Source organism: Kineosporiaceae bacterium, assembly GCA_016713225.1.
Lineage (GTDB): Bacteria > Actinomycetota > Actinomycetes > Actinomycetales > Kineosporiaceae > JADJPO01.
In genome coordinates this window covers 1-18299 of the sequence record JADJPO010000006.1, presented here as the reverse complement: position 1 = coordinate 18299, position 18299 = coordinate 1, and the positions used below count along the sequence as shown (strand labels likewise).

At 71.8% G+C, this 18299-nt stretch carries 19 protein-coding genes; 13 read left to right on the top strand and 6 right to left on the bottom strand.

All coding sequences use genetic code 11. The annotated features are described in order from the left end of the window. The first annotated feature begins 84 nt into the window (after positions 1 to 84). From IPK24_20480 to IPK24_20465, 4 genes are all read left to right on the top strand, one after another. The gene (locus tag IPK24_20480; GenBank protein ID MBK8077865.1) at positions 85 to 852 is read left to right on the top strand and encodes a phosphatase PAP2 family protein; all 768 of its coding nucleotides are present in this window, start codon (positions 85 to 87) and stop codon (positions 850 to 852) included. Next, complete coding sequence (locus IPK24_20475) at positions 849 to 1532, top strand: glycerophosphodiester phosphodiesterase (protein MBK8077864.1); 684 nt, start codon at positions 849 to 851, stop codon at positions 1530 to 1532. The genes IPK24_20480 and IPK24_20475 overlap by 4 nt, the downstream gene beginning before the upstream one ends. Continuing rightward, a complete protein-coding gene (locus IPK24_20470; GenBank protein MBK8077863.1) occupies positions 1529 to 2002 on the top strand; it encodes a GyrI-like domain-containing protein in 474 nt (157 codons plus the stop codon). The genes IPK24_20475 and IPK24_20470 overlap by 4 nt, the downstream gene beginning before the upstream one ends. 162 nt (positions 2003 to 2164) lie before the next feature. Then, positions 2165 to 2554 carry a VOC family protein gene (locus IPK24_20465; protein ID MBK8077862.1) on the top strand — a complete coding sequence of 130 codons (390 nt, stop codon included), beginning with the start codon at positions 2165 to 2167 and terminating at the stop codon, positions 2552 to 2554. A gap of 82 nt (positions 2555 to 2636) precedes the next feature. On the opposite strand, the gene IPK24_20460 is transcribed toward IPK24_20465, so the two are convergent. After that, positions 2637 to 3644 (bottom strand): NAD(P)H-binding protein, encoded by a 1008-nt coding sequence (locus IPK24_20460; protein ID MBK8077861.1) that lies wholly within the window; start codon positions 3642 to 3644, stop codon positions 2637 to 2639. Positions 3645 to 3693: 49 nt separating this feature from the next. Continuing rightward, positions 3694 to 4434 (bottom strand): CPBP family intramembrane metalloprotease, encoded by a 741-nt coding sequence (locus IPK24_20455; protein MBK8077860.1) that lies wholly within the window; start codon positions 4432 to 4434, stop codon positions 3694 to 3696. Between the two features lie 81 nt (positions 4435 to 4515). Here IPK24_20455 and IPK24_20450 point away from each other — a divergent pair, with 81 nt between their 5' ends. After that, positions 4516 to 6093, top strand: coding sequence for a GGDEF domain-containing protein (locus IPK24_20450; protein ID MBK8077859.1), 1578 nt, complete (start codon positions 4516 to 4518; stop codon positions 6091 to 6093). A gap of 21 nt (positions 6094 to 6114) precedes the next feature. Here the strand turns inward: IPK24_20450 and IPK24_20445 are convergent, their stop codons facing one another. Together IPK24_20445 and IPK24_20440 are read right to left on the bottom strand one after the other, a co-directional pair. Continuing rightward, entirely contained in the window at positions 6115 to 7458 is a 1344-nt protein-coding gene (locus IPK24_20445) for a serpin family protein (protein MBK8077858.1), read from the bottom strand. 12 nt (positions 7459 to 7470) lie between these two features. Beyond that, positions 7471 to 8469, bottom strand: coding sequence for an NAD-dependent epimerase/dehydratase family protein (locus IPK24_20440; protein ID MBK8077857.1), 999 nt, complete (start codon positions 8467 to 8469; stop codon positions 7471 to 7473). Positions 8470 to 8643: 174 nt separating this feature from the next. Between IPK24_20440 and IPK24_20435 the strand changes: the two genes are divergently transcribed. The 4 genes from IPK24_20435 (at position 8644) to IPK24_20420 (ending at position 12970) form a co-directional block, all read left to right on the top strand. Then, positions 8644 to 9378 (top strand): TetR/AcrR family transcriptional regulator, encoded by a 735-nt coding sequence (locus tag IPK24_20435; GenBank protein ID MBK8077856.1) that lies wholly within the window; start codon positions 8644 to 8646, stop codon positions 9376 to 9378. Between the two features lie 13 nt (positions 9379 to 9391). Then, positions 9392 to 9961, top strand: a complete 570-nt coding sequence (locus tag IPK24_20430; protein MBK8077855.1) for an exonuclease — start codon at positions 9392 to 9394, stop codon at positions 9959 to 9961. Beyond that, positions 9958 to 10473, top strand: coding sequence for a hypothetical protein (locus tag IPK24_20425; protein MBK8077854.1), 516 nt, complete (start codon positions 9958 to 9960; stop codon positions 10471 to 10473). The genes IPK24_20430 and IPK24_20425 overlap by 4 nt, the downstream gene beginning before the upstream one ends. Before the next feature lie 301 nt (positions 10474 to 10774). Further along, on the top strand, positions 10775 to 12970 hold the full coding sequence (locus tag IPK24_20420; protein ID MBK8077853.1) for a hypothetical protein: 2196 nt from the start codon (positions 10775 to 10777) through the stop codon (positions 12968 to 12970). On the opposite strand, the gene IPK24_20415 is transcribed toward IPK24_20420, so the two are convergent. Together IPK24_20415 and IPK24_20410 are read right to left on the bottom strand one after the other, a co-directional pair. After that, a complete protein-coding gene (locus IPK24_20415) occupies positions 12939 to 13202 on the bottom strand; it encodes a DUF3820 family protein (protein ID MBK8077852.1) in 264 nt (87 codons plus the stop codon). The genes IPK24_20420 and IPK24_20415 overlap by 32 nt on opposite strands. Before the next feature lie 36 nt (positions 13203 to 13238). Continuing rightward, positions 13239 to 14195: a hypothetical protein gene (locus IPK24_20410; protein MBK8077851.1), complete on the bottom strand. Its 957-nt coding sequence runs from the start codon at positions 14193 to 14195 to the stop codon at positions 13239 to 13241. Between the two features lie 318 nt (positions 14196 to 14513). Here IPK24_20410 and IPK24_20405 point away from each other — a divergent pair, with 318 nt between their 5' ends. From IPK24_20405 to IPK24_20390, 4 genes are all read left to right on the top strand, one after another. Next, complete coding sequence (locus tag IPK24_20405) at positions 14514 to 15392, top strand: trypsin-like peptidase domain-containing protein (GenBank protein ID MBK8077850.1); 879 nt, start codon at positions 14514 to 14516, stop codon at positions 15390 to 15392. A gap of 27 nt (positions 15393 to 15419) precedes the next feature. Then, positions 15420 to 16439 carry a MoxR family ATPase gene (locus tag IPK24_20400; protein MBK8077849.1) on the top strand — a complete coding sequence of 340 codons (1020 nt, stop codon included), beginning with the start codon at positions 15420 to 15422 and terminating at the stop codon, positions 16437 to 16439. Next, positions 16415 to 17335 (top strand): DUF58 domain-containing protein, encoded by a 921-nt coding sequence (locus IPK24_20395; protein ID MBK8077848.1) that lies wholly within the window; start codon positions 16415 to 16417, stop codon positions 17333 to 17335. Before IPK24_20400 ends, IPK24_20395 begins: the two co-directional genes overlap by 25 nt. Then, the coding region (locus IPK24_20390) for a VWA domain-containing protein (GenBank protein MBK8077847.1) at positions 17332 to 18299 on the top strand (968 nt) is incomplete at its 3' end. The genes IPK24_20395 and IPK24_20390, both read left to right, overlap by 4 nt.

Here is an 18299-nt window from a genome sequence, read left to right as displayed (position 1 = left end):
CGTCCTCCCCGGAGGCGCGGGCCGAAGGTCGCCTGGCTGGGCGTTCCGGCTGCGAGACGATGAGCCGGTAACCGGGGTGAAGCGATGCCAGCTGTGCTCAGCCACCCGTTGCACGCCGTCGACGCCGGCGTGCGGTGGATCCTGACCCAAGTCGCCATGGTGACGGCTGCCCTGTTCGTCTACTTCCGGGTGCGCGGGCTGACCGCCGGGACGCCGGAGATCGCCCAGACCCACGCCCGCGACCTGATGGCCCTCGAGCGCGCGACGGGGCTGGACATCGAGGCCGGCCTGCAGCGCGTGCTGGTGCACTGGGACTGGCTGGTCGCGCCGGCCAACTGGGTCTACATCTACGGCCACTGGCCGGTGATCGTGCCCACCCTGGTCTGGCTGGCCGCCCGGCATCGGGACAGGTTCGTCCGGCTGCGGGACGCGATGATGATCTCGGGCGGGATCGGGCTGTTCATCTTCGCTCTCTACCCGGTCGCACCGCCCCGGCTGGCCTCCCTGGGCATCGTCGACACGGTGAGCGAGCAGTCGCTGGCCTACCGGGTGCTGCAGCCACCCGCCTTCGTCAACCAGTACGCCGCGATGCCCAGCCTGCACGCCGGCTGGGACCTGCTGGTCGGCCTGGCCATCGCCGGCGCCGCCGGTCACCTCTGGCTGCGCCTGGCCGGGTACCTGCTGCCGGTCCTGATGGTTGCTGCGGTGATCCTGACCGGCAACCACTACCTGCTGGACGTGGTGGCCGGGCTGGCGCTGGCCCTGATCGGCCTGTGGGCGGCGGACGCCCTCGACCGCCGACGCCCGGGGCACGCGCGGCCACCCGTCCCGACACCCGGGAGCGCGCGATGACCCTGCTGGCCGTGGCGCATCGCGCCGGCAACTCGATGGCCCGCCTGCACTCGGCGGTCGCGCTGGGCGCGGACGTGATCGAGGCCGACGTGCACAGCTACCGGGGCCGGCTCGAGATCCGGCACCTGAAGACGCTGGGGCCGCTGCCGTGGCTGTGGGACCGCTGGGAGCTGCATCCGGCGTCGGCCCCCCGGACGGGTCTGCACGACCTGCTCCAGGCCGCGGACGGCGGAGCGACGTTCATGCTCGACCTCAAGGGGAGGCGTGCAGAGATCGGCGACCGAGTGGCCCGCATGCTGCACGCGTACGCCCCCGGGCGCCCCGTCCTGATCTGTTCGCGGTACTGGCCGGCGCTTCGGCCGCTCGACCGGCTGCCGTGGGTGCGCACCGTGCTCTCCGCGCGGAATCGCGGCGAGCTCGTCCTGCTGAGCCGGCGCCTGCGAGCCGAGCCGCGGACCTACGGGGTCTCGGTGCACCGCTCGCTGCTCACCCCTGCCGTGGCCGCCGCCCTGCACGAGCGGGTCGAGCTGGTGATGACCTGGCCGGTGAACGACCCCGCAGCCCTCGGCGAGGTGTCGGCGCTCGCCGCGAGCGGCCGGATCGGAGTGATCAGCGACGAGGACGACGTCCTGCGGCGCGTCGTGAGTTTCGATGTCGAGAAGGGCGGGTTGTCGCCATGACCGGTGACCAGCAGATCCACGAAGAGATGCACCGCCCTCAGCCCGTGGCGGTGATGGAGGCCACCCTGACGGTGGCCGCTATCGGTCCGTGGCTGGCCGAGGCGTTCGGCGCAGTGGCCACAGCCGTTGCCGCCCAGGGCATCGCGCTGGCCGGGCCACCCTTCGCCCGGTACCGGCACGACGGCGACGGCACCTTCACGGTGGAGGCCGGCTTCCCGGTCGGCACCGCGATCGCGGACGCCGGCCCGGTGCGACCGGGCGAACTGCCCGGCGGGAGCACGGCAGTGATGATCCACATCGGACCTTACGAAGCCATGGAACCGGCCTATGCCGCCGTCCACGCCTGGATCGATGACCACGGCGGCACACCCTCCGGCCCTCCCTGGGAGGTCTACCTCAGCGACCCGGCGGAGCAGCCGGATCCGACCACGTGGCAGACCCGGATCGTGCAGCCGTACCGGCCGGCGTGACCCGGCGGGCGTGGCCGTCGTTCGGCACCCGTGGCGCGCGGGCTCGGGACGTCGGGCTCGGGACGTCGGGCCCGGCGCGGCGGGCCCGACGCGGGTGTAGATCGGGAACTGCACGCGGTCACGGACCAGCCGTGCCCGCAGCCCTCGAGGGAGGCGGCAGCCATGCCGCAGATGCGCCTTCAGCACGTCGCCCTGACCGTCACCGACATCGCCCGCAGCGGACCGTGGTACGAGCGGTTGTTCGGCTTCACCAAGGTGGCGGAGTTCGCCGAACCCGCCCGTATGCAGATCTACCTGACCCCGGACGGCCAGGCCCTCGACCTGCGCCAGCCCACGGACGTCGACCCGGCGCCGTTCACCGAGCGGCACGTGGGCTTGGACCACGTGGCCTTCGTGTGCGCCGACCAGGCCGAGCTGGACGCCTGGCAGGAGCGGCTGGCCGAGATGGGTGTCATCACCTCCGGCGTCGAGAAGTCGCCGTTCGGATCACACCTCAACTTCCGCGATCCGGACGGCATCCCTCTGGAGTTCTACCTGCCCGCCACGCAGTAGCGGCTCGCCGGCCGACCCCACGTCGACGAGGGCAGACTGCACAGGTACCGAGCAGCGGCCGCGGCGTGCGGCGTCCTGCCGCTCAGGCATCGCCCGCCCACGCCGGGTCGGCTGCTGTGAGGCGCTCGGGTTCGACCGTGCCCGGTTCGGGGCGCTCGCCGTCGCCGGCCAGCGCCGCCCGTACCGCGTCGTCGTAGGGGGTGAGCCCACCGGGCGGCAGACCGACCAGGTCACGAATGTCGTTCTCGCCGCAGATCACTTCGTGTAACAGGCTGCCCACCAAAGGTTTCGCCAACCCGGAGGGCACCGGCGTGACCAGGCCCACCCACTGACTCGCCAACCAGGGCGTCAAGACCGGCACGGTCACGATCAGCCGCGGCAGCCGGCCGTCGACGCGGGCGAAGCGCTCGATCATCTGCCGGTAGGTGAGCACCTCCTCGCCCCCGATGTCGAGGGTCCGGTTCACCCTGGCGTCCAGATCGGCCGCGCCGACCAGGTAGTGCAGTACATCTCGGACGGCGATCGGCTGGATGCGATTCGCCAGCCACTTGGGGGCGATCATCGCGGGCAGTCGCTGCGTCAGATGACGCAGCATCTCGAAGGACGCCGACCCGGCGCCCAGGATCACCGCGGCCTGCAGCACCGCGGTCGGCACGTCGCTGGACATCAGGATCTCGCCGACCTCGACCCGCGAGGCCAGGTGGGCCGACAGCTCGCCCTCGGGGTGCAGCCCGCTCAGGTAGACCAGCCGCGGCGTCCCGGCCCGGCGGGCGGCCTGCCCGAACGTGCGGGCCAGCCGGCGGTCGCGGGCCTCGAAGTCGCCCTGGCCGTCCATCGAGTGCAGCAGGTAGTAGGCGACGTCCACGCCGTCCAGCGCCTTCGCCAGCGAATCCGCCGCGCCGGCGTCCCCCTCGACCACCTGAACGTTCGCGAACCAGGCCCGGTCGCGCACCGAGGCGACCCGCCGCACCAGAACCCGCACCGCCCAGCCGCGCGCCAGCAGTTCGGGCACCAGACGAGACCCGATGTAGCCGGATGCTCCGGTGACCAGCGCGAGGCGTTCGGTGGTCTCGGGTTCTCCTGAGCTCATGCCCCATGCTGGCACGCGGTGATCCGAGCGGCGCGATCAGGTCAGATGATCAGGTCAGGGCCGTGATCAGCGGCGGCAGGATCAGCAACATGCTCAGCGACCACGTCACGTGCGTGATCATCGGGCCCAGGACGCCGCCGGTCACCCGCCGCTGCAACCCGACCACCATGCCGAGTACCGCCGCGGCGAACACCAACATCAGGTTGAGGCTGAACACCGTGGTCAGGGCGTAGAGCGCCGTCGAGATGGCCACCGGGTAGCGGCGTCCGATGGCGGCGAACAGCGCGCCCCGGAAGAACAGCTCCTCGGCCACCCCGTTCACCAGGGTGATCACCGCAACCACCGGCAGCGAGCCGAATCGGGCGTGGTCGAGCACGTCGTTGAGACTGTCGCGCAGCAGTGGCAACCGGGCCACGATCAGCGCACCGGCAGTGAACACCCCCACCGCCAGCACTCCGAGCGCCAACGACTGCACCACCGGCCGGGCCAGCCGCTGCCCGCTGCGGGTGAAGGCCCAACCCAGGTGCAGCGGCCCGGAGGCGAAGGCGCCGATGGTCCAGACCAGCGCCAGGGTGAAGGTCGTCAGGTAGAACCGGCGATCCCCCGGCTCGATGCGAAACGAGACCCACAACAGGACGGCGCCACACGCCGCCGTGACCAGCGAGACCAGCCGCCGGCGACGGAACGCGGCGTCCGACTCGGTGTGATCGCGCGGCACCCGACGGATCAGCGCGGCGTCCACGAACCGAGCCAGCTCCGCTCGGCGCCACCGAGCCTGCCGATCCGCCACGACGGAAACTGTAGGCGGGCTCTCGATCGACCGCGCGTGGCGGCCACATCAGCGTGCAACGATCGCGGTATGTCCCAGGGGGTGGATGCGCGTGCAACCGCGCTGGTGCGCGCCTATGACCTGGTCGAATGCGCCCAGTTGCGGGATTGCACCGCCGAACTCGGCCACCTGCTCGACCTGGCCTCCGAGCGCGGCTGGCCCGATGTCGCCGCCGTGGTGCACTTCGCCCGGTACGCCGGTCTGGACACCACGGCGCCACAGCTGAGGGCTCGGGACAGCACGGCTGACGGCGCCGAGCTGCACCTGAGTGCGATGGCCGAGGCCGCCGCGGCCTTCCCCGATCGCGCCCTGACCGCCCTGTGTCAGGCCCTGCGCGCCACCGTCACCGGATGGTGGATCCCGGTCGGGTGCCAGTCGGGCACCCGCGACCTGGCCCGCGCGGTGGCGTTGCTCGACGAGGACGGCGGGTCGAGCGTCCACGCCGCGAGCGCCTACAACGTCTGCGGATTGGCCTTCCACCGACGCGGGCTCTGGGAACTCGCCCTCGAGATGTACGACAGTGTCACGCGGATCGTGGAGCGGTCCTTGCCGGCGCCCTTCGATCGAATCGCCGACCTCAATCGGCGCACCGCCGTGGTGAACCGGTTGAGCGCCGCGGTGCCCCTGTGCTGTCTGCTCACCGAGTCGGGTCAGCGCGAGGCGGCGGCAGCGGTGGCGGCGAACCGCGCCCGGCCGACCGCGCAGAGCCTGCAGGGGCTGCCCACCGAGTGGGTCGTCGAAGTGCGCAGCGTGGGGTACCTGCTCGCCGCGATCGCGCGCGAGCCGGAGTCGGCCCAGGACGCCGATCTGCTCCTGACCCACCACAGCGATCACGGTGCCGGCGGCGCCTGCATCCACGTCGGGCGGGCGATCCGCGCCCTGGACGCGGGCGACCGGAACGCGACGGCACGCCACGCCGAACGGGCTCTGACGGTCATGCACCCTGATCACGCGGCGGGTCTGTTGCCGCTGGCGCTCTCGCTCGCCACCGCGGCCGAGGCGCCGAACTCGAGCTGGCGCCGGTATGCCGAGCACACCACCCGGATGCGCTGGGATTCGCGCCAACTGGTGCTCGCCGCCACCCGCAACCAGACGCTCGCCGAGAAGGTGCTGCTCGACAACCAGCGCCTCACCGAGCGGGCCTACGTCGACGAACTGACCGGCCTGGCCAATCGACACGCCTACTCACGCCATCTCGAGCGGCTGCGGCAGGCACAGCCGGACGACGAGCTGACCGTTCTCATGGTCGACGTCGACTGGTTCAAGGAGGTCAACGACACCTTCGGCCACCCCGCCGGGGACGAGGCCCTGCGCCGGCTGGGAGCGCTGCTGGTCGAGACCACCCGGGCCACCGACCTGGCCGTGCGACTGGGGGGCGATGAGTTCCTGCTGCTGATCAGCCGCCGACTGCCGGACGCCGAGCGCCGCGGGCACGAGCTGCTCGACCGGGTGATGGCCTACCCCTGGCACGAGGTCGCCCCGGGGCTCAGCGTGGGGCTGAGCATCGGTGTGATCAGCGGGCCGGCGACCGAGGTCGACGATCTGATCGCCGCCGCCGACCAGGGGTTGTACTCGGCCAAGAGCGAGGGCCGAGGCCGCGTGGTGCTGCTCGACCGCTGATCAGGCCGGGCAGAGCCCCGGTCAGACCGTCGGGTCGAGCACCCGGCCGATGAACAACGGCGTCGGGGCGGCGCCCTGGGCGTTGTCGTGGATGACGTAGAGGAACGGCCGGTCGGCGATCAGACGGGCCGGCTCGGCCGGTGCACCGGTGACCCGCATGACCACGGCGGTGGCTGCGGCGGCCTCGGTGCCCGCCTCGTCGACCGCCACGAACGCCTCGTGCACCACGGCGGCGACCTGCAGGCGCTCCTGTGTGGTCATGCCCGAGAAGTCGGCGTCGTCGGTGAATGCCTGCCGGATCCCCAGCTGTTCGAGCACGGAGCGCAGCGAGGCCTGGCTGCGCGTCGTCCATCGGGGCAGGCCGATCTGCACCTGCGTCGGGCGCAGGGCAGTCTGGACGCCGGCCAGCCACGCGCCGTCCAGCTGCTTCTCGATCTCGGCGAACCGACCGGCCTCCGGCAGGACGACGGTCATCGCCAACCGGCCGTCGGCGTACGGCAGCCGCGCGGCGGACCAGCCCGGCCCGGTGGCGTGGGCCGCGAACACGGTGGCGTTCATCTGTGGGGCCTGCACCGTCGAGGAGTCGAGCCGGGTGAACGCTGCCGGACGGGTGGCCGCCTTCTCGAACGGGGTCTGCCACGGCGCCTTCAGGTACAGCGCGTTCACCAGGGTCAGTCGGGTGTCAGGGGCGAGCACTCCCTCGGCGAGCAGTTCGGGAATCCGCTCGTGGGTCTGCTCGCTCACCCAGCCGTTGATCGCCGTTCGCGCTTTCTCGGTCGCGGTGCGGTAGTCGACCTGGTGCATGCCGGTGCCGAAGTCGAGCGCGAGGACGTCGAGGAACCCCTTGTCCCACACCAGGTCTCGCTGCCCCCACAGGCTGTTGGCCGAGCTGAGCGCGACCTCACCGGTGCTGCCGTCGAAGAGCTTCACCGTGCCCGCCCGGGCGGACAGCGCGACGTCCAGGGCGTTCAGGCGACGAGCCACCGCCCTCGACGCCTCCAGGGTCGCGCCGGTCGGCGCGTACAGCGCGCCGAGCAGCTCGGTCGCGGTGGCGCCGCGGGCGCCCTGCACGGTCATGCCGAGCGCCATCGCCACCGAGAACGGCGAGCACACCAGGTTGCCGCTGCCGCGGGCCGCCAGGGTGCGGTACACGTCGGCGGTGAACGCCGAGACCGCCGTGTACGCGGGCTGGGCGTCCGCCGCGTCGGCGGGGTCTCGCGGCAGATCCGAGCGCACCAGGTCGGCGTTCACCGTGGTCCCGCTGGGGCCGTTGGTGGGGCCGGAGCAGCCGGTCAGTGACGGCACGGTGAGCACTCCCGTTCCAGCGAGGGTCAGCAGGGTCATGAAGTCACGGCGATTCACCACATCGCTACGACGTCAGTGACGGGCGATCCGTTCCGTGTCCTTCGCATTCCTCGGCGCCAGATACGGCGTCAGGTGAGCGACGAGGATCTCCTGCCACGGCGTCGGCTCGAGCCCGAAGGTCCGCTCGGCGGCCGAGGAGTCCAGCCGCCACGGCGTGGTGTGCTGATAGGCCACCTCCGGCAGTTCGCGCATGAAGGGCAGGACCAGCCCCAGCGCCCGTTGGAACCAGATCGGCAGGCGCTGGACGCCGGCGTCCGGCACCCCGGCGGCCGCGGCCAGGTCGGTGACGATGCGGCGCACGGTGCGAGCCGGGTGGGTGGGCACGTGCCAGGGTCGGCCCCAGGCGCGCGGGTCGGTGGCGACGACGGCCATCAGCCGGGCGACGTCGCCGACGTAGGTGACGGCGTGGGCCACATCGGGGTCGCCGAGCACCCGGCCCGGCTTGCCGGCGAGAAGTCGCGGCACGACCTGGTCGCCGAGAGCACTGGCCGAGGTGGCTCCCAGATAGTCCGAGGCACGCACCTCGGTGGCCCGCAGGCGCCCGGCAGCGTGGGCGGCGAGCGCGTCGGTCCACATCCGGGCCCGGACGCTGCCCTTGCGGCCGGGGTTGGTCAGCGGCAGGCCCTCGGTCATGCCGGTGCCGGACGTCGAGGCCGCCAGCGTGTCGTCCGGGTGGTAGGCGTACAGGTTCGAGCAGGTGACCAGGACGGCGCCGCTGCTCTCGGCCGCCGCGAGCAGGGCATTCGCGATGGGCGGCCAGTCGGTCGGCCAGCGGTGGTAGGCGGGGTTGGCGCAGTTGTGGATGGCCGCCGCACCGTGGGTCAGCTCGGCGAGCCGGTCGGCGGTGGCGCCGGGGGTGGACGCCGAGGCGACGTCCAGCGCGATGCGCTCGACGGCGGGGTGGTCGGGGCCTGATCCCGAGCGGGTCAGGATGCGGACCCGCGCGCCGCCGGCGACGAGCTCACGAGCCAGGGCGGTGCCGACCGCGCCGGCGCCGACGATGACGTGCAGGGGGGCGGATGGTGTGGGAACGGACACGGCGGGCTCCTGATGATGTGATCGCTGCTCATGGGCGAGAGCATTGCTCTCTTCTTGCTGAGACGAGCATCGGTCGGTGGTCCGACAAAGTCAAGAGCAGTGCTCTCGGTTGTTGCCATTGCTCGCAATCGAGGGCATGCTCGCGGCATGACGCCCGTCGACGCGACCCGTACCCCGGCCCCCCGGCGCGCGGCCGGCGTCCGGGAGCGCGCTCGGGCCGAGCTGACCCGCGAGATCGTCGCCGAGGCCCGCCGGCAACTGGCCGAGGTCGGGCCGGCGGCGCTGTCGCTGCGGGCTGTGGCCCGCGAGATCGGCATGGTGTCGTCCGCGGTGTACCGGTACGTGGCCAGCCGCGACGAGTTGCTGACGCTGTTGATCGTCGAGGCCTACGACGGGTTGGGCGAGGCGACCGAACAGGCCGAGGCGGCCGTCGTCCGCGACGATCTTCGAGGGCGCTGGCAGGCGACCTGCCGGGCGATGCGCGCCTGGGCGCAGGCCAACCCCCACGAGCATGCGCTGATCTTCGGTTCGCCGGTGCCCGGCTACGCCGCGCCGCAGACCACGATCGGGCCGGCCTCCCGGGTGCCGACCGTGCTCATCGGCATCCTGGTCGACGGCGTACGCCGCGGGTTGATCGCACCGGATGACCTCGCCGAACTGCCCGAGCCGGTGCAGCGCTCGCTCGACCCGATCCGCGACCAGGTGGCCGGGCTGCCGGACGAACTGCTGGCCCGCGGGCTGACCGCCTGGACCATGCTGGTCGGCGCGGTCTCGTTCGAGCTGTTCGGCCACACCCACAATGTGGTGGACGACGACCCCACGTTGCGGGCAGCCTTCTTCGACGATCAGATGCGGCGGGCGGCCGACCTGGTCGGGCTGTGAACGGGGGAGTGACGTGACCGAGATCTATGTCAGCACCGACGTCGAGGCGGACGGGCCGATCCCGGGGCCGCACTCGATGCTCAGTTTCGGATCGGCGGCCTATCAGGACGACGGCACGTTGGTCGACACCTTCTCGGCCAACCTGATCACGCTGCCGGAGGCACAGGGTCACCCGGACACGATGGCGTGGTGGCAGCGCAATCCCGTTGCCTGGCAAGCCTGTCGGCTCGATCCCGAGGCGCCCGAGGCGGTGATGCCTCGGTATGTCGCCTGGCTCGGCACGCTGCCGGGCAAGCCGGTGTTCGTGGCGTATCCGGCGGGCTACGACTTCATGTTCGTGTACTGGTATTTGATCCGGTTCGCCGGGCGGAGCCCGTTCAGCCATTCTGCGCTCGACATGAAGACGCTGGCGATGGCGTTGCTGGGCACCGAGTTTCGCGCCGTGAGCAAACGGACGATGCCGCGGGAATGGTTCGATCCGTTGCCGCACAACCACATTGCCGTGGACGATGCCATCGAGCAGGGCGCCACGTTCTGTCACATGCTGGCCGAGTTGCGGCGCCGGTCAGTCGGTCGGGCGTGATCCTGCCGACGGTCCGCGACCCGCGGTTCGTGACGATCCGCCGGGGTGGGACGCTCACCGACGCCGATCACCACCTGCTGGCACTGTGGGCGGCAACGTGTGCCGAGCACGTGCTCGACCGGTTCGAGTCGGTGCGGCCACAGGACCCGCGGCCGCGGCACGCGATCGAGCAGGCTCGTGCCTGGGCGCGCGACGAGATCACGATGTCCGCGGCTCGAGCGGCGGGTGGGCATGCCATGGCCGCGGCCCGGGAGCTGACGGGGGCTGCGCGCCACACCGCCTACGCCGCCGGTCAAGCCGCGGTCGTCGCCCACGTCGCCGCACACGAACTCGGCGCCGCCGCCTATGCGATCAAGGCGGCACGCGCCGCTGCGCCGCCCGGCGAGAGCGAGCGCGCCGGACGCCTGGAGTGCCAGTGGCAGCGCGACCAGCTACCGGAGCCGATCCGCAAGCTGGTGCTCGACGATCAGCGGCTACGCAACGAGATCTGCTGGTCGGTCTTCGACTGCTGACCCCTTGGTGATGGCGGCGCTCGTCGTGGCGCCCGGGGTGATCATGCACTCCGCGCACACTGTCTGACAATCCTCACCTGGTCACGGCAGCACAGCTCGCGAAGGGCCGCTACTACCCCACTGCGAGGAATGCCCTCCACGCCCGCGATCTCGCTTCCCGGTCCCCGCCCGTCACCCGCGCACACGGCGAGCGAGTCGACGGGTCGAGGGGTCAGCCCACTCGAGCCACCTGGTCAATTCGTCGCCGAGTTGATGATTCGCCGCTCTTGTACTCGTACATATGTTCGAGTAGACTACCTCCATGTCCGTGATGCAGGCGTGCTTCGCCGAGTCGGGTGACCCCGACGAGGTCGCTGCGCTGCGCGCGGAGTGTGCCCAGTTGCGGGCGCGCGATGGTGAGCTGCGGACGGCGTGTGGTCGCCTGGAGCGACGCGTGAACCGGTTGAGTGAGGAACAGGACTGGGCCACCCGACGGATCGCCCGCCTCACCGAGCGGTGTACCCACCTGGCCGAGCTGGTCCCGGTGGCCGCCCTGACCACACTGCCCACCCGGAACGCACCGGAGGACCAGACCGCATCGGACGAGGACCGTTCACCGGCAATCGTTGGCACAGCCGACAGCGGGCGCAGGCCGGACGGCATGAACGCACCGGGCGGGCCGAGCCCAGCGGACGCCCTTCGCGGACCGGACGGGGTGAGCACCGTCGGTGAGCCAGGCCCGGAGGGGTTGGTCGCGGCCCTGGCCGGTGAGGCCGGTGCCCGCCTGGCGGCAGCGGTACAGACCGCGGTCGGTGACCTGGCCGCCCTCTCGATCCCCGACCCCGACGCGGGTGTGGAGTTGGGGTGCCTGGCGGATCTACCCGACCGGGCCGTCGCCGACCTGGCCGCCGCCGGATGCCGCCTGGCGACCTGGGCCAAACTCGCCGCCACCATCGCCGCCGAAGAACTCATCACCCGGTGGGAGAACGGCGCCGCCGACGATGCGGACAACCCGGTCAACGCGCAACCCGTCTTCGCCGACCACGACCTGGGCTACCGCGCCGCGATCGCCGAAACCGCCACCACCTGCGTCCTCGCCGAAACCACCCTCGCCGCCCGCGTGGACACCCTGCGCGAACTACCTGCCCGCCTGCCCGGCCTGTGGCACCTGCTGGCCACCGGGGAGGTCGACATCGACACCGCCCGCCTGGTCCACGCCAAGACCCGCCACCTACCCGGCGAGACCCTGACCCGGCTGGAACCACAACTGCTGGTCAAGGTCACCGCGTTGACCTACGGCCAACTCGCCGCCTGGCTCGACCGCATCGTCGCGAAGGCTGACCCCCGGGACCTGGCCGAACAGATCGCCGACAACATCGAACGCCGCCGCGTCGCGTTCCGCACCGCCGGCCCCGGCACCGGACGAATGACGTTGACCACCTCCGTCGAAGCCATCGAAGCGATCCGGATGGCCCTACTCGCCCACGCCTCCGCCGGCGATGACCCCGACCAGCCCCGCCCCACCGCCGCCATCCGCGCCGACATCATCACCGACCTCATCACCGGCACCGGCACCCCCACCGGTGCTGGCACCACCGAGGCCGCGACCCAGCCAGAACCGCAGACCGAATCCCCCTCCAACGCAGCAGCCGACGATGACGCCCAGGCGGAGGCGAAGGCCCAGGCGGAGGCGGAGGCGGAGGACCAGCCCGACGCAAACGCCGACACGCAGGCCGCATCCCCATCCGACGCCGAGTCCGAGTTCGACGCCGAGCCAGAGGCCGAGTTCGAGCCAGAGGCCGAGGCCGAGTTCGAGCCGGAAGCCGAGCGCGAACCCGACGCCAGGTGCGAGACCGAGGCCGAGGCCAACGACGTCGCGCCCGACACCCCCACCGGCACCGGCACCGGCGCGTGCACCCCAACCGCCGCAACCGGCCCACCCGGCTGCCGACCACCCCAACCGTTCACACCCGACTCCCTCGCATCCCTACCCGGACCCCGAGTCCACATCACCGTGCCCCTCTCTGCCGTCCTCGGCGGCGACGGCATCGGCGAAGCCAACGACTACGGACCCCTGACCGCCGACGCCATCCGCGACCTGCTCGCCGGGCTGCACCGCATGGGTGTGACCGCCACCTGGCGGTGCCTGATCACCGACGACACCCCCGGCTCACCCACCCACGGCACCGTGTTGGGTATCGGCAAGGCACCCCACGCCCTGGTCCGCACCGCCACCGGACTGCTGCGCGAGTTGGTCCAGGCCCGAGAACAGTGCTGCACCTTCCCCGGCTGTCGACGCCGCGCCATCACCTGCGAGGTCGACCACCGCATCCCCCACAGCCAGGACGGACCCACCTGCGAATGCAACCTGCACCCCCTGTGCAAACACCACCACCGGCTCCGCGAACGAGGCTTCACCCCGACCCTGATCGACCCCGGCACCGGACTACCCATCACGCAATGGGTCACCCCCACCGGGCGCATCATCACCACCGAGTCGGAACATCCGCCGTTCTGACGCTGGGGTCGTGGCGCAACGGCGTCAACAGGTCACGTAGCCCGTTGTGGCTGATCTCGTGCATCACGGCGAGCAGGTGCCCGAGGTCGCCGTCCGGGAAGCCGACCCGGGCGAACCAGCCCAGGTACGGCCCCGGCAGGTCGGCGAGCAGCGTGCCCTGATACTTGCCGAACGGCATGTGCCACGTCACCAGCCGCAGCAGGTCCTCACGGGTGAAGGGTGCCGGCTCCATGACCCCACGGTAGGTGCCCTGCAGCGCCGAACCCGATCACCGCACGGCGAGTGGCGTCACCCAGTAGGCCGCCGTACCCGGGTCCGCCACCCCGAAGCGGGCGTTCACTGCCCACAGGGTGGAGCCGACCAGCGTGGCGGTCGAGGGAACATTCAGGCGTGGGTCGGTCAGCGCCCGCACCCAGGTCGCCCGCCAGGCGCCGTGATCGCACCGCAGCCGCAGCACCGAGACCTCCGCCGGGCCACTGCCGCGCACGTTGTACAGCGTCGAACCGCGCAGCTCGAGGCCGTCACCGGCGACGATGCCGGGGCCGCCCGAGATCGGGATCTGCCGAGCCACACCGCTCGCCGGATCGACCTGCCACAGGCCACCGACCCGACTGTTGTTGAGGATCAGCGAGCCATCGGCCAGGGCGCGGATGCCGTTGGCGTTCACGGCTGTTCCGTCCCCCGCCGGCCAGGCACCCCGCAGCGCCACGAACACCGGTGCAGCCCCGGACGGCGAACCACCGCGACCGAGAGCGATCCGGGTCAGCCGGTCGGCCCGTGAGTCGGTCACCCACACCGCGTTCCGCGTCACGACCAGGTCGTTGAGGAACACCGCGCCGGGCACCACGACATCGGCCACGACCGCCCCGGTGCGCGCGTTCACGGCCCACACGTGCGCCACCGCACCCACATTGCCCGCGGCCCAGACCAACCCCGTCCGACCGTCGAAGTACAGCCCCCGCAGCTGACGGCCGGCGGCACCGGGCAGCAGCACGGACGACGATCCGGTGCGCAGATCGCCGGCCACGATCCGGCCGTCGGCCAACGATCCGACATAGAACCGGCTCCCCGGGCCGGAGGTGATGCCCTCGGGGCGAATCCCGGCGGGCAGGGTCACCTCGCCGACCGAGGCCCGTTGCCCGGCAGCCGGAGAACTGGCCAGAGAACTGCTCCGGGGCACGGCAGCGGCAGTGGCCGGCGCCGACCAGAGCACCGGCGCCAGCAACGCCGCAGCGGCCACGCCGACGGCCAGGGGCCGGATGGTGTGTTTCGGAGGGTTTTCGCAGGTATCGGTCATCGGACCATGGTGGGCACAGACTGCGGCTGACGCATCAGCAGAAACCTGGGACTTACCTGTGAATCCGCCCAGCGGACACCCCGTGGGTATGCCGGAGCACGCTTGCCGACGTATCGTCCGTTGATGGATCAGGGAGCGGCAACGACGACGCCACCGGGCTCCGCCCCGGCGGAGTCTGCGCGCGAGCTCACGGTCGAACTGCTCCCCGGATCGCAACCCGAGAGCCCGCCACGATCCACGCCCCGTATGCCGCGCTGGACCCGGCCTTCCCGTCTCTCCCGACCCTCGTGGCTGAGGACGTCCCGGCGGGCCTGGCTCGGGATCGGCGCGGCACTGGCCGTCGTCCTGCTGGCGACCTGGTGGCTGGGGCGCCCGCCCGGGCCCGCGCCGATCACCAAGGCGGACGTCGCCAAGGCCGTCCAGGACGGCGTCGCCAAGGCCGCCGAACAGGCCCGCGCCGCACCCCCGGACGCCGCGACGGCCTATCGCGCGATCCAACCCTCGCTCGTGGTCGTCACCACCCAACGGGCAGCCGCGCCGTCCACTGCACCGTCCGCTGCGCCGTCCACGTCGACCAGCACCGGGCTGGGCGCCGGCACCGTGATCAACGCCAACGGCACCGTACTCACCGCTCTCCACGTGGTCGACGGCGGCGGCACGATCCAGGTCACCTTCGCCGACGGCACCCGCTCCGCCGCCCGCATCACCGAGCGCCAGCCCGACAAGGACCTCGCGACCCTGGCCGTCGAGTCCCTGCCCGAGGTCGTGGTGCCCGCGGTGCTCGGCGGCGGCGTCGGCATCGGCAGCGACGTGTTCGCGGTCGGGAACCCGCTGGGGCTCATCCACTCCCTGTCCGCCGGGGTGGTCTCGTCGCTCGATCGCGACATCACGGTGGACGACGGCGTCGCCGGACGCAGCACCGGCCAGAAACTCGAGGGGCTGATCCAGTTCGACGCCGCGGTCAACCCCGGCAACAGCGGCGGCCCGCTGCTGAACCGGGCCGGCCAGGTCGTCGGCGTGGTCACCGGTCTGGCCAACCCGGCCGAGCAGGCCTTCTTCGTCGGGATCGGCTTCGCGGTACCGATCGGCGCCGCCGGTGGTGCCGGTGGGGCACCACCGAAATGAGCCCACCAGAATGAACCCGGGAGCGCCATGACCACCCAGGACGACGCCAAACACCCTCTCGAGCAAGCGGTCTACGAGGTCAAGAAGACCATCGTCGGTCAGGACCAGCTGATCGAACGCATGCTCGTGGCGCTGCTCGCCCGCGGCCACCTACTGGTCGAGGGCGTGCCCGGGCTGGCCAAGACCATGGCGATCAAGACCCTGGCCACCACCATCGGCGGGCAGTTCCAGCGCATCCAGTTCACGCCCGACCTGGTGCCCGCCGACGTGATCGGCACCCGGATCTACAACCAGCGCGAGGGTGAGTTCCAGGTCTGGCTCGGCCCGGTGTTCGCCAACCTGGTGCTCGCCGACGAGATCAACCGCGCCCCGGCCAAGGTGCAGAGCGCCCTGCTCGAAGTGATGCAGGAACGCCAGGTCACCATCGGCCGCGAGACCCACCCGGCGCCGAACCCGTTCCTCGTCATGGCAACCCAGAACCCGATCGAATCCGAGGGCACCTACCCGCTGCCCGAGGCACAGGTCGACCGGTTCATGCTCAAGGTGCTCGTCGGCTACCCCACCGCGGCCGAGGAGTACGTCGTCGTCGAGCGCCAGACCACCGCCGTCGAGAAGACCATGCCGGTGATCGACACCGAGCAACTACTCGCGTATCAACGCGCCACCGACGACGTCTACGTCGACCCCGGCGTGATCCAGTACGCCGTCCGGCTGGCCACCGCCACCCGCGACCCCGGCTCGGTCGGGCAGGGTGACCTGGCCCGCTACCTGACCTTCGGTGCCAGCCCCCGGGCCTCGATCAACATGGTGTTGGCGGCCAAGGCACTGGCCTTCCTGCGGGGGCGCGACTACGCGCTGCCGGCCGACGTCACCGACCTGGCGCGCGACGTCCTGCGGCACCGCATCGTGTTGTCCTACGAAGCCCTGGCGGACGGCGTCACGCCCGATGCCCTGCTCACCCCGATCCTGCAGGCGGTGACCCCGCCCGAGGTCCCCCTGCGCGAGGCCCCCCGCGTGGACTCATGGTCACCGCCGCCGACGCGCTGACGCCGGAGCGGGTGCTGCGCCGCCTGGAGTGGCGGGTCATCCGCCGGCTCGACGGGCGACTGCAGGGCGACTACCGCAGCCTGTTCCGCGGCAGCGGCGTCGACGTCGCCGAGCTGCGCGAGTACGAACCCGGCGACGACCTACGCCAGATCGACTGGAACGTCACCGCGCGCACCGACATCCCGCACGTGCGCGAGTACCTCGAGGACCGCGAGGTCACCGCCTGGCTGGTACTGGACCACTCGCCGTCCATGGCCTTCGGGCCGGTGCAGCGGCAGAAGCACCTGGTGCTCGTCGAGGTCGCGGCCACCCTGGCGCAACTGCTGGCCCGGGGCGGCAACCGGATCGGCGCGGTGCTGTTCGACACCGCGGTCGAGCAGACCATCGCCCCGGCCCAGGGCCGCACCCAGGTGCTGCGCATCCTGCACGCGCTGACGACGACAACCCCGAACAGCCCGGACGCCGCGGCGCGACGTCCCGGGTCCGTCACCGATCTGGCGGGAGCGCTCCATGCCATGGCCGGCATCGCGCGCCGGCGTGCGCTGATCGTGGTGGTCTCGGACTTCCTCACCGCAGCCGGCTGGGACCGCCCGCTGGCCCAGCTCACCCGCAAGCACGACGTCGTCGCCATCCAGGTGACCGACCCGCGCGAGACCGACCTACCCGCGGTGGGCGGCCTGTACGTCGAGGACGCCGAGACCGGCGAACAGATCTTCATCGACACCGACGACGCCGGCTTCCGACACCGGCTGCAGGCCGCGGCGCAGGCGCGCCAGGCCGAGCTGGTCGCCGCGGCCCGGGCGGCCGGCACCGAACTGCACCCGGTGGCCACCGACGAGGACCTGGTCCGCGCGCTGGCCCGCATCGCGGCGTTGCGACGGCGGCGACGCCTGTGACCTCGCCGATCAGCTTCGCCTGGCCGTGGCTGCTGACCACGCTGCTCGCCGTCCCGCTGCTCGTGGTGGCCTATCGCCGGTTGCTGCGCCGCCGGACCGAGCGCCGCGCCCGGTTGGCGGAATTGGGCCTGGTCGTCGGCGGCGCCACCACGATCAGCACCGGACGGCGGCGCCACGTGGCCCCGATGCTGTTCCTGTTCGCGCTGACCCTGCTGCTGATCGGGCTGGCCCGGCCGCAGGCCAGCGTGGCCGAACCCCGGCGCGAGGGCACCGTGGTGCTGGCCTTCGACACCTCCGGCAGCATGGCCGCCACCGATCTGGAACCCAGCCGGATGGAGGCTGCCAAGACCGCCGCCCGCACCTTCGTCGACCGCCAGCCCGACCAGATCCGCATCGGGGTGGTCTCGTTCGGCGACAACGGGTTGATCACCCAGCAACCGACCACCGACCGGGCCGCGGTGCGCGCCGCCATCGACCGGCTCACCCCGGGCGGCGGGACGGCGATCGGCCGCGGCATCCAGAGTGCGCTCAGTGCGATCGTGGGCAAGCCGGTACTGCTCGACGAAGGCAGCGACGGATCGGTCGAGCCCCAGGGGCCGGACTTGGGCTATTCCCGTTCTGCCGCCGTGGTTCTGCTGTCGGACGGCGAGAACACCGCCGACCCCGAGCCCGGTCCGCTGGCCGACCTGGCCTCGACCGCGGGGGTACGGATCTACCCGATCGGGCTGGGCACCGCAGCCGGTACCGTGCTCGAGGTCGACGGGTTCCAGATCGCCACCGCCCTGGACGAGGCCGCGCTGCAGCAGATCGCCGAGGTGACCGACGGCCAGTACTTCACCGCGGCCGATGAGCAGTCGCTGCAGCAGGTGTACTCCTCGATCGACCTGCGCTGGACCGTGGTGAGCACACCGATCGAGGTGACGGCGCTCTTCGCCGCCGCCGCCGGTCTGCTGTTGCTGCTCGG